The organism is uncultured Brevundimonas sp. (assembly GCF_963975535.1).
GTDB lineage: Bacteria > Pseudomonadota > Alphaproteobacteria > Caulobacterales > Caulobacteraceae > Brevundimonas.
The window spans coordinates 240,246-254,124 of sequence record NZ_CAXBHE010000002.1 but is presented as its reverse complement, the minus strand read 5'-3'; the positions used below and the strand labels follow the sequence as shown (position 1 = coordinate 254,124).

The window sequence follows — 13,879 nt, the reverse complement described above, 5'->3', positions numbered from 1 at the left end:
GCGGAACTCTGGACAGCAAAACGCCCGCCGTAAAGGCGGGCGTTCCGGTTCGTCAGATGGCGTCAGCGGATCAGGCGGCTTCGGCTTCAGCCTCGGCTTCGGCGGCCGCAGCGGCGATGGCGGCCGGCGACAGCACGGCCTTCTTGGCGCTGAGCGACTTGGCCAGCAGTTCGACGGCGGCCCCCTTGTCGATGCGGTTGGCCGCAGCGACTTCGCGGGCCATGCGGTCGAGCGCCGATTCATAGAGCTGACGCTCGGAATAGGACTGTTCCGGCTGGCTGTCGGCGCGGTGCAGGTCGCGAACCACCTCGGCGATCGAGATCAGGTCACCGGAGTTGATCTTGGCTTCGTATTCCTGGGCGCGGCGGCTCCACATGGTGCGCTTGATGCGGGCCCGACCCTTGAGGGTGGTCAGGGCCTTGGTAACCACATCGTCGGCCGCCAGGGTGCGCAGCCCGGCCGTCTTGGCCTTCTTGGTCGGAACCCGCAGCGTCATCTTCTCGTGGTCAAAGGTCACGACATAGACTTCCAGTTCCATGCCCGCGACTTCCTGGACCTCGACGGCGGCGACCTTGCCGACGCCGTGCGCCGGATAGACGACCGCGTCGCCAACCTTGAATTCCAGACCGCTCTTGCTCGTCATGTCATTCCTTTCCCGGCAGCAGTGGCGGGCGAGTCGAAAACACAGAGACGTCAAATCCTCTCCGTCGGCGGGGGCCGTCGGAGGGGACAGGCTTAGACATCATTGCGGAAACGGATCACCAAACCTCTGGCCGACCCTGCCTTCGTGGGCGGGGTTCTGTCGCAAACGCGGGCGGGGCGAATAATTCGCTGACCGCCCGACCCAATGACGATGAACCTATCACAAAATGCCGGAATTTCAAAACATCCGCAGGCCCGCCCGCGGAGAGGGACGTCACCGGTCCGACGTGGACCCGGGGATCAGGAGCCCTTGCCGGGTTTGGGGGAGAAATATTTCTCGAACTTGCCGGTCTCGCGCTCGAATTGTGCAGCGTCGGCGGGGGCTGTGCCCTTGACGGATATGTTGGGCCAGACCTTGGCATATTCGGCGTTGACCTGGAGCCATTTGCCGTCGGGCTCGTCCTCGGTGTCGGGGACGATGGCGTCGACCGGGCATTCCGGTTCGCACACGCCGCAGTCGATGCATTCGTCCGGCGCGATGACGAGGAAATTCTCGCCCTCGTAGAAACAGTCGACCGGACACACCTCGACGCAGTCCATGAATTTACATTTCACGCAGGCGTCGGTGACGATGTAGGTCATGGCGGGGCTGGAATACCGGCGGACGTTGGGGGAGGGAATGGCCTGCGGACATGACCCCGGGCCGGGGCCCTGTCAACCGCCGGGCATGACCGGGTCCACCGGGACATAGAGGCCGCGGGCCTCGGCCGAGCCGCCACGGCGCGTCCCGAGCGCGGCGACCCGCAACTCGACCAGACGGCCATCGAGGGCGAAGACCAGGGTGTCGCCGACCTGCACCGGTCGGGCCGCCCGGTCGAGGCGGGCCTGCCGTCCGTGGCGGGTCAGACGCACCGCCCCGCGGTCGACGAAGGCGGTGGCCAGCGACCGGGTGCGCAGGAACCGGGCCCGCCACAGCCAGATGTCGATGCGACAGCCGGAGGGCGTCATGCCTTGGGTGTCGTGCGTCGACGGGTCGCGGCGCGGCGGCGCGGCGCGCGCGGTGTCACCGGAGTCAGGGCGGCCAGGGCGGCGAAGGGCGAGTCCTTCGGCGGCACGACCGGCCGTCCGGGCCGCTCGGGCGTCCGGGCCGGTCGCAGGGCGGCTGTCAGGGCCCGGGCCTCATCGGCGGTCCAGCCCAGTTCGGCCAGGACCGGGGCGGGCAGGGTACCGTCCTTGCCGCGCCGGTCGGCGGCCCGATCCAGCGCCTCGACCGGCACGGCCCAGCGTCCGACGGCACGCAGGCCCCAGGCCGACAGGGTCCGGGCCGAAGGCGGCGGATCGGGCAGCCGGGTGAGACCATCGGTTCGGGGCCGGAACGGCTGATCCGCGACGAAGGCGAGCGCCAGGGCGCGGGCCCGTGGCTTCAAGACATCGGGCAACCAGACGGAGTGGCTACCCATGCGCACGGCGAAGGTGCGCAGGGTGCGGCGCTCGGCCGGGCTGAGGGCGTGGAGGTCGCGCTCGACCTCGGCCCGGTCGATGACGCCGCCGGCCTCGACCAGACGGAAGGCCAGGCCCCGGGGCAGACCCTTGAGGGTGCCGCTGTCCAAAGCCCGGCGCAGGCGACGCAGGGATTTCAGCGCTCGCCCGGCCTCGGCCGCCAGCCAGGCCTCGATGCGCTGACGGGCGCGGTCACGCGTGGCGACGGGGCCGAGGTCGCCGAGCAGGCGCACCCGGGGGGCAAAGGGATCGCCGCCGGTGATCCGCGCCGCCTGGGCCCCCTGCCACAGGACCATGCCGTCCGGGGTGACGGTGAAGGCGTCGTCGCTATCGGCGGTCAGACTGCCCAGCCGGCGGGCGATCTCGGGGCTGACGGCGCGACCCGCGGCGGCCTTCAGGGTGCGGTCGGCGAGGGTGGAACCGCCCTTGTCGGGCGCGAAACGGACCCCGTCGAGATGACCGACCACTTCGCCCTCGACCGTGACCCGACCGTCCGCGGCCACCTCGGCGGCCAGGTCGGGGCGGTCGTTCAGTGAGCGCATCAGGGCGGTGGTGCGGCGATCGACGAAGCGGGCCGTCAGCCGCTCGTGCAGGACATCGGACAGCCGTTCCTCCAGCACCCGGGTCTGGTCGCGCCAGTCCCTGGCCTGGTCCAGCCAGTCGGCGCGGTTGGCGATGTAGGACAGGGTGCGGACCCCGGCCAGCCGGGCCGAGAGCTGGTCGATCTGGCCGTCGTCGCGGTCCAGCCGGGCGAAGCGGGGTGCGATCCAGTCATTGTCGAGCCGCCCGCGTCGCCCGGTCAGGGCCTGGAAGATCTCCTTCGACAGACGGGCATGCTCGTCGAGGGTGGTCTTCTGGAAGTCGGGCAGCTGGCAGGCCTCCCACAGTCGCATCACCGCCCCGCGCGAGCGCCCGATGCGTTTGACGTCGTCATCGGCCATGGCCCGGCGCAACAGGGTCTCGTCCAGCGCCGGGGCCGCCAGCTTCAGCCCCCGGACGCCCGGCGTCTCGACCAGCGAACGCAGCAGGTCGGGCAGGGTGTCGAAATCGAGCCGGGCGTTGCGCCACTCGGCGGCCACAACGGGATCAAAGCGGTGCTCGACCACCTGGTCGACCAGGTCGGTGTCCAGCCCGTCGCATTCGCCCGTGACGCCGAAGGTGCCGTCGCGCAGGTGACGACCGGCGCGGCCGGCGATCTGGCCGATCTCATGGGCGTGCAGCCAGCGGGTGCGGGTGCCGTCGAACTTCCTGAGACCGGCGAAGGCGACATGGTCGACGTCCATGTTCAGCCCCATGCCGATGGCGTCGGTGGCCACCAGAAAGTCGACCTCGCCGGACTGGAACAGTTCGACCTGGGCGTTGCGGGTGCGCGGCGACAGACTGCCCATGACCACCGCCGCCCCGCCGCGCTGGCGCCGGATCAGCTCGGCGATCGCGTAGACCCGGTCGGTCGAGAAGGCGACGATGGCGCTGCGCCGCGGCAGGCGGGTCAGCTTCTTCGAGCCGTCATAGCTGAGGGTCGACAGGCGTTCGCGGGCGATGATCTCGAGGTCGGGGATCAGGGCCCGCATCAGCGGGGCCATGGTGCCGGCCCCCAGGAACATGGTCTCGAACCGGCCGCGGGCGTGCAGCAGCCGCTGGGTGAACATGTGACCGCGCTCGGGATCGGCGACCAGCTGGATCTCGTCGACCGCGAGGAACTCCACCTGGCGTTCCAGGGGCATGGCCTCGACGGTGCAGACGAAGAACCGGGCCCGCGGCGGCACGATCTTCTCCTCGCCGGTGATCAGGGCCACCGCCGCCGCGCCGCAGCGTTTGACGATCCGCTCATAGATCTCGCGCGCCAGCAGGCGCAGCGGCAGGCCGATCATGCCCGAGGCGTGACCCAGCATCCGTTCGACCGCCAGATGGGTCTTGCCGGTGTTGGTGGGGCCCAGGACCGCGACGACGCGCGAGGGGGCCAGACCCGTGGGGCGATCACTCATGATGCGATGAAGGTGGCGATTCGCGGGGCATTGCTCAAGTCGTATCCGCCGGTCGACGGGGTCGCAGGCCGGATCGAGGATTTCGCTTGCTGAACGCGGCCCGGACCGCACATTGGGGGCGACCCCCTTTCCGGAGCCTGACCTTGACCGAAACTGCCCCCGCCGCCCGCAAGCCGATCGCCTGGCCGATGCTGATCCGCCAGGCCCACCTGTTCCTGGGCATGCTCATCGCGCCCAGCGTGCTGCTGTTTGCGATCACCGGCGGGTTGCAGATCTTCCGGCTGCAGGAAAGCCATGAGGGCTACACCCCGCCGCCGATCCTCGAGAAGCTGGGCCGGATGCACATGGACCAGGTCTATGCGCTGAAGAAGCCCAAGGCCGCGCCGGTCGTGGCTCCGGTCGAGGCGGCCGCCCCGGCGGCGGTAGTGGTCGAGGCCGCCAGGCCGGAACCGAAGCCCGCCCCGCCGCTGTCGAAGCTGCTGCTGCAGTGGTTCTTCACCCTGGTGTCCGTCGGCCTGGTGCTGTCGACCCTGCTGGGCATGTGGATGGGGGCCATGGTCAGCCGCTCGCGCGTCACCGCGCGCTGGCTGCTGCTGGCCGGTGTCGTTCTGCCGATGCTGATGTTGCTGGTCTAGGGCTGCCGAAGACCGGACTTAACGGAGCGTGGTTAACCGGCGGAACAGGGGTGAAACGAATCAGGACCGAATCACTGACACTGCCGTATTCGGGGTTTGTTCCCTACAAGATGTTGTATCTTAAGGGTGATTAACCACTATCAGGACGGCGGGCCGGGCGCTGCGGCGTGCGGGGCCGGTGGGGAAAATTTACCCTGCCGCGGCCCGTTGCGCTTCCCCCCCGCCCGCCGAGCCGCTAGGTCAGCGTCCGTGACCCCGTAGCTCAGCCGGATAGAGCAAGGCTTTCCTAAAGCAGAGGTCGGGGGTTCGAGTCCCTCCGGGGTCGCCATTCATCCGTGCCCGTGCGCACCGGTCTGCAGCATGGCCGCCCTTCGATCGGGCGCAGTTGACGCCGGAACCGCACCGCTCGACTGGCCCGCGACCGGCTTGAGACTGGCGAAGGGTCAGACCCCTGTCGCCGTGGGCGTCCGGCAGACGGCCGCGCCGGGTCACCGGGTTTCGGCATTCACCGTTCTTCCATGGTTCATCGCTAGGTTCGCGGGTTGCGGCAGAACGCACGCGCTCGAGACCGACATGCACCCCAACGACATCTCCACGGTCGATCATCGCTGGATACAGGTGGCGCAGCGCCTGTTTCCGGTGTGCGGGGCCGTGGCCCTGCTGGCCATTGGCGCGATCTGGAGTGCGGTGTTCTGGCTGATCTGGTGCCTCGGCTTCCTGATGGTGACCCGGTCCGCCTGGTACAAGGCCCACGTCGTGGCGCGTTTCAGGAACCCGGATACGGCGATCGTCATCGACGTTGCGGCGCTGATCGCCTGTCCGATCCTGCTGGCCGTGGATGAGGCCAGTCTTTCAGCGGCGGTGTCGCTGCTGGTCTCGATGATTGGTCTGCAACTGCTGGGGGCCGCGTTCAGAAATGCGCCCCGGCTGGGTCTGATCTGCGCGTCCCCGACCGTCGTGCCGATCGCCATGGCCCTTTCGGACCGCGCCATGTCGGCTGATGTGCTCGTTCTGAGCGGTCTTACCCTCCTCGGGTTCGCGGCCTTCTTCGGGCCGGCCTGGATGATCTATCGCGACGATCGAAGCCGGGTCGAGCGTGACCACCGGGCCCAGTTGGCGACCGTGGCGGCGGCCCGGAAGACCGCGGATGAGGCGGCGACTGCGCTGGGCAAGCAGGTCGAGTATCTGCGGGGCATTCTCATGACGGTGCCCGTCGGTGTGGCGATCTATGACGAAGACGACTGCCTGCAGGAGTGGAACCGCGAATATGCCAGGGCGGCGAAGGACGCGTCGATCCAGCTGGCGAAAGGCAAATCCTTCGCCGCGTTGGTGGCCACAGGAACGGCGTACTCGGTCGCTGATGCCGACCCCGCCGCCGGGGCGGCGCTTTCCCGGCGAATGAAGGCCCGCAAGTCCGGTCGCACGATCACACAGCGGCAGGCGAACGGCCGTTGGTACCAGATCAGGGACCGCAAGCTGCCGGCAGGCGGCATGGTGTCGATCGCAGCGGACATCACCGAACTCAAGGTCCGTGAGGAACTGTCGCTGACGCTGTTCGACGACAATCCTGTACCGCTCTGGATCCTGAACCCGGTCACCCTGGCGTTCGTGCGGGTCAATGATGCCGCGATTGCCCTGTTCGGCTGGAGCCGGGAGGAGTTCACATCCCTGAGCATGTGGGACGTGCTGGCCCCCCGCGAGCATGACGCCTTCGTCGCGGAGATGGCGGCGTTCGGGAATGACAAGACCCGACTGTCGTCGCGCCCCTGGGCCTACCGAACCCGTGCGGGCGCGGAGCTTCAGATCAAGTCCCAGTCCGCCGTGGTCGATACCATCGATGGCGGACGCGGTCGCATGCGGGCGATGTGGGACGTAACGGCGCAGGTCCAGGCCGAGACACGCCTGATTCTGAGAACCCGACAGGCGGCCCGGTCCAGACAGGTTGCCGAGCGTGCCAGCGCCGCCAAGTCCGAGTTCCTGGCCATGATGAGCCATGAGCTTCGCACCCCTCTGAACGGAGTTCTGGGGACCGCGCAGGCGCTGGCCCAGACCCCTCTTGCGCCCGAACAGAGCAACCATGTCCAGATGATCCTGCAGTCCGGTCGCGGCTTGACGACGGTGCTGAACGACGTGCTCGATCTGTCGAAGATCGAGGCCGGTCGCCTGGATGTCGTGCCCGGTCCGGTCGATGTGGCCGGTATCCTCGGGGACCTGGCCGGGCTCTGGCAGGCGGTGTCCGACGACAAGGGGGTCGCGTTCAGCCTGGTTGTCGCGCCGGATCTGCCCCCGCTGATCTCGACCGACGGCCAGAGGCTCCGGCAGATCGTCTCGAACTTCATTTCCAATGCGCTGAAGTTCACGGACGCCGGCGAGGTCACGGTCGTGGCCCGGTGCTCAGACCGCCCGGCGGATACCTTCACCATCGCGGTGACCGACACCGGAGCCGGTCTGAGTGCGGACGAGCAGACCAGGCTGTTCAAGGCATTCAGCCAGCTGAACACCGGCTCTGTCAGGGCCTTCGGCGGCACCGGCCTGGGGCTGGCGATCAACAAGCGGCTGGCGATGCTGATGGGGGGCGACGTTTCCGTGGTCAGCGCGCCGGGCGCGGGCTCGACCTTTTCGGTGACGCTGCCGCTGATCATCGCCGTGGCGGACGCGGTCGAGGCGGTGGAACCGGAAATTGAATTGCCGGCACAGTGCGCAATCCTGGTGGCCGAGGACAACCTCACCAACCAGGCCGTGGTCCGGGCCCTGCTGGGCGGATTCGGCTGGGACCTGACCTTTGCCGACAACGGCGCGAAGGCCGTCGAGGCCTGTCAGAGCGGCCATTTCGACCTGATCCTGATGGACATCCATATGCCGGTCATGGACGGTCTGGAGGCGACCCGGACCATCCGTGCGCTTCGGTCCGCGATGGCCGGCGTGCCGATCATCGCCCTGACGGCAGATGCTTCGAATGGTGACCGCAGGAAATTCCTGGACGCCGGCTTTGACGGTCATGTCCCCAAGCCGATCGAGATGGAGGTCCTGCTCATGGGCATCGCGAGCGCGCTCTGCGCGAAAGGCTCGGAACCGCAGAATTCGCAAGACGTCGACCGGCCCGAGTTGCAGGTGGCCTGACAGCGTCAGTCCGGACGGCGACCGCGGGGGCCCGTCCCGGCCCCGTGCTTGCCGACGCTCGCCCATTCGGCCTGGGCGGCCTTGTGAATGAACTGCTCCGAGACCATCCAGCCCTTGAACGGCCGCAGGGTGGCCAGGCACATCAGGATCAGCAGCGGCAGGGTGACGATCAGATGCATCCAGATGGGCGGGTGCAGGATCAGGTCGAAGGCCATCAGACCGATCATCCCGATCAACCCGACCGCAGACATGACGAAGAAGGCCGGGCCGTCGGCCGGGTCGGCGAAGCTGTAGTCCAGACCGCATTCCGGGCAGGAGTCGCGGATGGTCAGATAGCCGGTCAGCAGCGGCCCCTCGCCACAACGGGGGCAACGGCAACGCAGACCGGTTGACAGGGTGCTGAGGCGCGGATGTTCAACGTCGGTCATGCCGGGGGTGTCGGCCCCGGCGGGCGAGGTTGCAAGCGTCGTCAGTGTCGCGGGCCGGGCGACGAGGGCGGATGACCGGTCATTCTCCGTTAACCGCGATTAAAGGGCTTCGCGCGAGTGTGCGCGCGTATGTCCGGGGTCTCATCCAGCAAGCGCATCCTCAGAACGACCGTGGCGGCTGCCGCGGCGGGTGCCGTGGTGCTGTCGCCGCTGGCTCCGCTGGCCGAGGAATTCGGCGCGTCGGTCGCGCCCATCGAAATTCGCGTCGGGGCCAATCCCCGCTTCACCCGGGTCGAATTCGCCGGGGTGATCGGGGCCCGATCGCAGGTGCGGCGCGAGGGCCAGGCGGTCATCGTGCGGATCGGTGCCACCGCCGCCCCCGACATCTCGCGCCTGCGGGTCGATCCACCCAAGGGGGTCGCGAGTGTCGAGACCCGGTCGGTGCCCGGGGCCACGGAGCTGGTCCTGACCCTGGCCGAAGGGGCGGACGTCCGCAGCGGCAACGCCGACGGCGCCGTGTGGCTGAATCTCTATGCCCCGGGCACGGCCGCACCGGCCGAGGCCCCGGCGGCGACCACCGCCGCCGCTGCGGTCATTCCGGTGACGGCAACCGCAACGGCGGACAAGGTCTCGCTGAATTTTGCCTGGACCCAGCCGGTCGGCGCGGCCGTGTTCCGCCGCGGGGCGGCGGTCTGGGTCGTATTCGATACGGTCGCGCGGCTGGACATGGCCGGAGCCCGGACCCTGGGGCCGGCGACCGATGCCCGCTGGGCGGCCGGAACCGACTATATCGCCGTTCGCATCGCCGCCCCCGACAACCTGCCGGTGTCCGTGATCAGCCAGGGATCGGCCTGGACCGTGGTGATCGGCGGGCAGCCCGTCGCCGCCGCGGGCGTCGAGGTGACGCGCGCCGAGAGCGGAGACCAGGCGCTGGTCGTGCGGATGGCCGGATCGACCCGGACCGTGTGGCTGACCGACCCGCTGGTCGGCGACCGTTTCGCGGCCGTGACGGCCCTCGCCCCGGGCAAGGGTCTGGGCCAGCGTCGCCAGACGGTCGACATGACCCTGCTGCCGACGGCGCACGGGCTGGCGATCGAGACCCCGACCGACGATCTTCGGGTCACCGCCGACGGCGACCTGGTGTCGCTGACGCGGCCGGGCGGGCTGATCCTGTCGCCGCCTTCGGTGCTGCTGGCCGCGGCGCAAACACCGACCGGCGCACCGCAAAAGGCCCGGTTCGCCGCCCTGATCCTGCCGGAATGGAGCGAGGCCGGTCCGGGCGGCTTTGCCCCGCGCTTCCGCGAGCTTCAGAACCGGGCCGCCGGGGAGTCCCAGGCCGCCGGCCAGAATCCGCGGGCCCCGATCGAGGCCCGGCTGGCCCTGGCCCGGTTCCTGGTCGCTTCAGGGCTGGGCTATGAGGCCGTCGGGATCCTGAATTCGATCATCGACCAGGCTCCGAACATGGCGGGGGAGGCCGAGGTTCGCGGCCTGCGTGGCGCGGCCCGCGTGTCGATCGGCCGCATCCAGGAGGCCCAGGCCGATTTCGCCGCCGGTGCCCTGGCCGGCGATCCGTCGGCGCGGGTCTGGCAGGGCTATATCGCCGCCCAGCAGGGCGACTGGGCCGAGGCGCGACGGGGCTTCATCGCCGGCGCTTCGGTCATCGACAGCTTTCCCGAGGCCTGGCGCGCCCGTTTCGGAGCCGCCCATGCGCTGGCGGCGTTGGAGACCGGTGACCTCGACGCCACCAAATCCCTGCTGGCCTACAGTTTCAGCCAGCCGACGAGCGCGGCCGACCAGCTGGCGGCCCGGCTGGTCCAGGCGCGGCTGTTCGAGCTGCAGGGCGAGGGCAACCGGGCCCTGGCCGTCTACAAGGCCGTGGCCCGGGCCCCGCTGGACGGCATCGCCACGCCGGCCAAATTGGCCGTGGTGCGGATGGAACTGGACCGCGGCACCCTGAAACCCGATGCAGCGGCCGACCAGCTGGAATCGCTGCGCTGGCGCTGGCGCGGGGACGCCACCGAACTGGCCGTGATCCGGCAGCTGGGCAGCCTGTATCTGTCGCAGGGCCTGTACCGGGAGGCGCTGACGGCGCTGCGCGGGGCCGGTACGCGCATGGCCGTCCTGCCCGGGGCGGCCGATCTCCAGGCCGATCTGTCCAACGCCTTCCGCAGCCTGTTTCTCGAGGGCGGAGCCGACGGCCTGCAGCCGATCCAGGCCCTGGGGCTGTTCTACGACTTCCGCGAACTGACCCCGGTCGGGGCCGACGGGGACGAGATGGTGCGGCGGCTGGCGCGGCGGCTGGTCAATGTGGACCTGCTGGACCAGGCGGCCGAGTTGCTGAAACACCAGGTCGACAACCGGCTGGAGGGTGTGGCCAAGGCCCAGGTCGCGACCGACCTGGCGACCGTGTATCTGATGGACCGGCAGGCGGAGAAGGCGCTGCAGGCGATCTGGAGCTCGCGCACGACGCTGCTGCCCAACGCCCTGAATGCCGAGCGTCGGGCCCTGGAGGCCCGGGCCCTGATGGATCTGGGCCGCTTCGATCATGCACTGGAGGTGCTGGATCGCGACACCACGCCGGCGGCGGCGGAGGTGCGGGCCGAGGTGTTCTGGAAACAGGAAAACTGGGCGGGCGCCGCGGCCGCGTATGACAAGCGGCTGGGGGAGCGCTGGAAGGCGTCGACGGTGCCGCTCACGCCGGCCGAGGAGAGCCTGCTGATCCGGGCCGGGGTCGGTTATTCGCTGGTCGATGACCAGGGGGCGCTGGCCCGGCTGTCACGTGACTATGCGCCGCTGGTGCCCGGGGCCCGTTCAGCCGGCGCGCTGCGGATCGCCCTGGCGGGGCCCAATGGCGGCGACGTCAATCCCGCCGATATCGGCACGGCGGCCGGTGGGGCTGATACGTTCGCCGGATGGGTCACGGCGATGAAGGCTAGGTTCAGGGAGCAGACCGGCGGGACCCGCACAGCTGCGACCCCCGCCCGTCCTCAAACCCAGGCTCCGGCACCGGCGGCCGCTGCGGGACCCGCAGCCGCCGCCTGACCGAATAGGGTCCTAGCTGTTGACCGCATCCTTGAGCGGCTTGGACACGCGGAAGCGCACGGCCTTGGAGGCGGCGATCTTGATGGTCGCGCCGGTGGCCGGGTTGCGGCCTTCGCGGGCGGCACGGGCGGCGGTGTCGAAAACACCCAGGTTCGAGATGCGGACGTCGCCGCCGGCCATCAGGCTCTTGTGAATGTTCTTGACGATGGCTTCGAGCACGCGGCCGGCGTCGGCCTGCGAAACGTTGGCGTCCTTGGCGACGGCAGCGATGAGTTCAGCTTGTGTGGTCATGGGTCGTTTCCAAAAAAGGCCGCCCGATTTCCGGGCGAGACCAACCGATCAACGCGTGTTTTGGTGCGCTTGGCAAGCGGTGCTTGCCGCTTGGGTCACTGACGGTGGGGATTCAGCCTGTTCCGGAGGCCCGCTGGAAGCTCTCGACCAGGCTTCCCGCGACCAGTCTCCAGCCATCCACGAGCACAAAGAAAATCAGCTTGAAGGGCAGGGAAACCACCACCGGCGGTAGCATCATCATCCCCATGCTCATGAGCACGCTCGCGACCACCAGATCGATCACAAGGAACGGAACAAAAAGAAGAAATCCGATTTCGAAGGCCGTCTTCAACTCACTGATCATGAAGGCCGGAGTGACCACCCGCAGGGGCAGGTCGGGGGCCGCGGTATTCGCCTCCACCTGGCTCAGCCGGGTGAACAGGGCGAGGTCGCTGCGATCGACCTGGGCGAGCATGAAAGTCTTCACAGGTTCGGAGGCCGCATCGAAGGCCTGGGGCAGCTCCATCTGCTCATCCAGCAGCGGGCGGATGCCCGAATCATAGGCGTCCTGCCACGTCGGGGCCATGACGATGGCGCTCAGAAACAGGGCCAGGGAAACCAGAACCGCGTTCGGTGGCGACTGCTGCATGCCCAGCGCCGTGCGCAGCAAGGACAGAACCACGATGATTCGCACGAAGCTGGTGGTCATGATGACGATGGACGGGGCCAGCGACAGGACGGTCATCAGCCCGACCAGCTGCACCACCCGCGTGGTCAGGCCGGCCCCGGTGCCGAGGTCGACATTGATGGCCGCGCCGGTCTGGGCCGCTTCCTGGGCCAGGGCGGCCAGCGGCCACAACAGGCACAGGGCGGTGGTCAGCAGGGACAGCAGGGCCGCGCGTTTGACCTCGGCCCGGGTGGGGATGGCGAACAGGGCCTGACGTGAAGCCCGAGCGGTCACGCGTCGGTCTCCGTCAGGGGCGGGGCCGGCTGACGCGGCTCGATCAGCTCGCGGCCCTCGCCCAGCAGGATCAGGCGTTCCTCGTCATCGATCCGGACCAGCACCAGACGGCGGGCCGGGTCGAGCACCAGGGTCTCGACGACGCGCAGACGGCGTTCGCCGCGTTCGGCGCTGATGCGGGCCATCAGCTGCGGCGCGTAGCGTCGGGCGGCCCAGGCGGCGAGGCCGATGATCCCGAGGGTGAAGGCCAGACCGAAGACGGCGCGGGCAAGGTCGAGGAAGTTCATTCAGAAATGGCCCCGCCGGCGACACCACCGCGATCGGGGGCCGGCGCATGGAGCCTTGCCGATCGTGGTTAACGGGTCGTTTAGATAACTCCGCGTTAACCATGCAGGCGGCATTTTCTGCCCATCTGAACGGGCGCGCCGCGTCTGACGGGAGGAAGCCATGGGCTTTTCCGACCTGCCCCTGCTGGACCAGATCAAGGGTCGCATGTCCTGGCTGGACGAACGTCAGCGGGTCATTGCCCAGAACGTGGCCAATTCGGACACGCCGGGATACGTGGGCCGTGATCTCAAGGCCCCGACCGATTTCGCCGCGGCCCTGCGCCAGGGGGGAACCCTGCAGATGACCCGGACCAGCGCGAATCACATCGCGCCGGCCGCGCCGCAGAACCGGTTCCAAACCAGTGCCGCGCCCGATTCCGAAACCACCCTGGATGGCAATACGGTGGTCGTCGAGGAGCAGATGCTGAAGATGGCCGAGAGCCGCATGGCCTATGACGCCGCAATCAGCTTCTACCAGAAGTCGATGAACATGCTGCGCACGGCCGCCCGCGGGCCGGGTCGCTGACACCATGAGCGAGGATCGATAGAGCATGCCAGACCCCGTCGCCCGCAACAGCGCCATGGGCGTGGCCGCCTCGGCCCTGAAGGCCCAGCAGTCGCGCATGCGCGTCATCGCCGAGAATATCGCCAACGCCGAATCGACGGCGCGAACGCCTGCGGGCACCCCCTATCGGCGTCAGATCCCGGTGTTCGAGGCCCGTAACGTCGACGGGGCCACGGGCGTGACCCTGGCCGAGGTGCGGCCGGACCAGAGTGAGTTCCGCAAGGAATATGATCCCTCGCACCCGGCCGCCGATGGTGAGGGCTATGTGCTGCGGCCCAATGTGAACTCGCTGGTCGAGGCCATGGACATGCGCGAGGCGCAGCGGGCCTATGAGGCCAACCTCAATGTGATCGAGACGGCGCGGGCGATGGACGCCCGCATTCTCGACCTGCTGAAGAAGTGAGG

At 68.8% G+C, this 13,879-nt stretch carries 13 protein-coding genes and 1 tRNA gene; 6 read left to right on the top strand and 8 right to left on the bottom strand.

Annotation, left to right across the window (positions count from 1 at the left end; all coding sequences use genetic code 11):
* Positions 1–70 precede the first annotated feature (70 nt).
* The 4 genes from AACZ75_RS03520 to AACZ75_RS03505 all read right to left on the bottom strand — a co-directional run bounded on the left by AACZ75_RS03520 (position 71) and on the right by AACZ75_RS03505 (position 4,127).
* A complete protein-coding gene (locus AACZ75_RS03520; RefSeq protein ID WP_339871271.1) occupies positions 71–643 on the bottom strand; it encodes a CarD family transcriptional regulator in 573 nt (190 codons plus the stop codon).
* A 299-nt stretch (positions 644–942) separates the two neighbouring features.
* Positions 943–1,284: a ferredoxin FdxA gene (fdxA, locus tag AACZ75_RS03515; RefSeq protein WP_339871270.1), complete on the bottom strand. Its 342-nt coding sequence runs from the start codon at positions 1,282–1,284 to the stop codon at positions 943–945.
* 72 nt (positions 1,285–1,356) lie between these two features.
* Positions 1,357–1,650 (bottom strand): RNA-binding S4 domain-containing protein, encoded by a 294-nt coding sequence (locus tag AACZ75_RS03510; protein WP_339871269.1) that lies wholly within the window; start codon positions 1,648–1,650, stop codon positions 1,357–1,359.
* The gene (locus AACZ75_RS03505; RefSeq protein ID WP_339871268.1) at positions 1,647–4,127 is read right to left on the bottom strand and encodes a helicase-related protein; all 2,481 of its coding nucleotides are present in this window, start codon (positions 4,125–4,127) and stop codon (positions 1,647–1,649) included. Before AACZ75_RS03505 ends, AACZ75_RS03510 begins: the two co-directional genes overlap by 4 nt.
* 143 nt (positions 4,128–4,270) lie before the next feature.
* Here AACZ75_RS03505 and AACZ75_RS03500 point away from each other — a divergent pair, with 143 nt between their 5' ends.
* The 3 genes from AACZ75_RS03500 (at position 4,271) to AACZ75_RS03490 (ending at position 7,882) form a co-directional block, all read left to right on the top strand.
* The gene (locus tag AACZ75_RS03500; RefSeq protein WP_339871267.1) at positions 4,271–4,762 is read left to right on the top strand and encodes a hypothetical protein; all 492 of its coding nucleotides are present in this window, start codon (positions 4,271–4,273) and stop codon (positions 4,760–4,762) included.
* Positions 4,763–5,013: 251 nt separating this feature from the next.
* Positions 5,014–5,090 (top strand) — tRNA-Arg (locus tag AACZ75_RS03495).
* Between the two features lie 245 nt (positions 5,091–5,335).
* On the top strand, positions 5,336–7,882 hold the full coding sequence (locus tag AACZ75_RS03490; protein WP_339871266.1) for an ATP-binding protein: 2,547 nt from the start codon (positions 5,336–5,338) through the stop codon (positions 7,880–7,882).
* Positions 7,883–7,887: 5 nt separating this feature from the next.
* Here AACZ75_RS03490 and AACZ75_RS03485 read toward each other — a convergent pair whose 3' ends face one another.
* The gene (locus AACZ75_RS03485; protein ID WP_339871265.1) at positions 7,888–8,310 is read right to left on the bottom strand and encodes a DUF983 domain-containing protein; all 423 of its coding nucleotides are present in this window, start codon (positions 8,308–8,310) and stop codon (positions 7,888–7,890) included.
* A gap of 129 nt (positions 8,311–8,439) precedes the next feature.
* Between AACZ75_RS03485 and AACZ75_RS03480 the strand changes: the two genes are divergently transcribed.
* Positions 8,440–11,352, top strand: a complete 2,913-nt coding sequence (locus AACZ75_RS03480; protein WP_339871264.1) for a hypothetical protein — start codon at positions 8,440–8,442, stop codon at positions 11,350–11,352.
* Between the two features lie 12 nt (positions 11,353–11,364).
* Here AACZ75_RS03480 and AACZ75_RS03475 read toward each other — a convergent pair whose 3' ends face one another.
* The 3 genes from AACZ75_RS03475 to AACZ75_RS03465 form a co-directional block, all read right to left on the bottom strand.
* Complete coding sequence (locus AACZ75_RS03475) at positions 11,365–11,643, bottom strand: HU family DNA-binding protein (RefSeq protein WP_339871263.1); 279 nt, start codon at positions 11,641–11,643, stop codon at positions 11,365–11,367.
* A 112-nt stretch (positions 11,644–11,755) separates the two neighbouring features.
* Positions 11,756–12,556, bottom strand: a complete 801-nt coding sequence (gene fliP, locus AACZ75_RS03470) for a flagellar type III secretion system pore protein FliP (RefSeq protein ID WP_339871446.1) — start codon at positions 12,554–12,556, stop codon at positions 11,756–11,758.
* A 23-nt stretch (positions 12,557–12,579) separates the two neighbouring features.
* On the bottom strand, positions 12,580–12,870 hold the full coding sequence (locus AACZ75_RS03465; RefSeq protein ID WP_339871262.1) for a flagellar biosynthetic protein FliO: 291 nt from the start codon (positions 12,868–12,870) through the stop codon (positions 12,580–12,582).
* Between the two features lie 160 nt (positions 12,871–13,030).
* Here AACZ75_RS03465 and flgB point away from each other — a divergent pair, with 160 nt between their 5' ends.
* Both flgB and flgC read left to right on the top strand, forming a co-directional pair.
* Complete coding sequence (gene flgB, locus AACZ75_RS03460) at positions 13,031–13,435, top strand: flagellar basal body rod protein FlgB (RefSeq protein WP_339871261.1); 405 nt, start codon at positions 13,031–13,033, stop codon at positions 13,433–13,435.
* Between the two features lie 25 nt (positions 13,436–13,460).
* Positions 13,461–13,877 carry a flagellar basal body rod protein FlgC gene (gene flgC / locus AACZ75_RS03455; protein WP_339871260.1) on the top strand — a complete coding sequence of 139 codons (417 nt, stop codon included), beginning with the start codon at positions 13,461–13,463 and terminating at the stop codon, positions 13,875–13,877.
* Positions 13,878–13,879: the final 2 nt, after the last annotated feature.

Coding starts and splice junctions, on each gene's coding strand:
- AACZ75_RS03520 (WP_339871271.1), bottom strand. CDS start 643: ATGACGAGCAAGAGCGGTCTGGAATTCAAGGTTGGCGACGCGGTCGTC.
- AACZ75_RS03510 (WP_339871269.1), bottom strand. CDS start 1,650: ATGACGCCCTCCGGCTGTCGCATCGACATCTGGCTGTGGCGGGCCCGG.
- flgC (WP_339871260.1), top strand. CDS start 13,461: ATGCCAGACCCCGTCGCCCGCAACAGCGCCATGGGCGTGGCCGCCTCG.
- AACZ75_RS03465 (WP_339871262.1), bottom strand. CDS start 12,870: ATGAACTTCCTCGACCTTGCCCGCGCCGTCTTCGGTCTGGCCTTCACC.
- AACZ75_RS03475 (WP_339871263.1), bottom strand. CDS start 11,643: ATGACCACACAAGCTGAACTCATCGCTGCCGTCGCCAAGGACGCCAAC.
- AACZ75_RS03505 (WP_339871268.1), bottom strand. CDS start 4,127: ATGAGTGATCGCCCCACGGGTCTGGCCCCCTCGCGCGTCGTCGCGGTC.
- AACZ75_RS03480 (WP_339871264.1), top strand. CDS start 8,440: ATGTCCGGGGTCTCATCCAGCAAGCGCATCCTCAGAACGACCGTGGCG.
- fdxA (WP_339871270.1), bottom strand. CDS start 1,284: ATGACCTACATCGTCACCGACGCCTGCGTGAAATGTAAATTCATGGAC.
- AACZ75_RS03490 (WP_339871266.1), top strand. CDS start 5,336: ATGCACCCCAACGACATCTCCACGGTCGATCATCGCTGGATACAGGTG.
- flgB (WP_339871261.1), top strand. CDS start 13,031: ATGGGCTTTTCCGACCTGCCCCTGCTGGACCAGATCAAGGGTCGCATG.
- AACZ75_RS03485 (WP_339871265.1), bottom strand. CDS start 8,310: ATGACCGACGTTGAACATCCGCGCCTCAGCACCCTGTCAACCGGTCTG.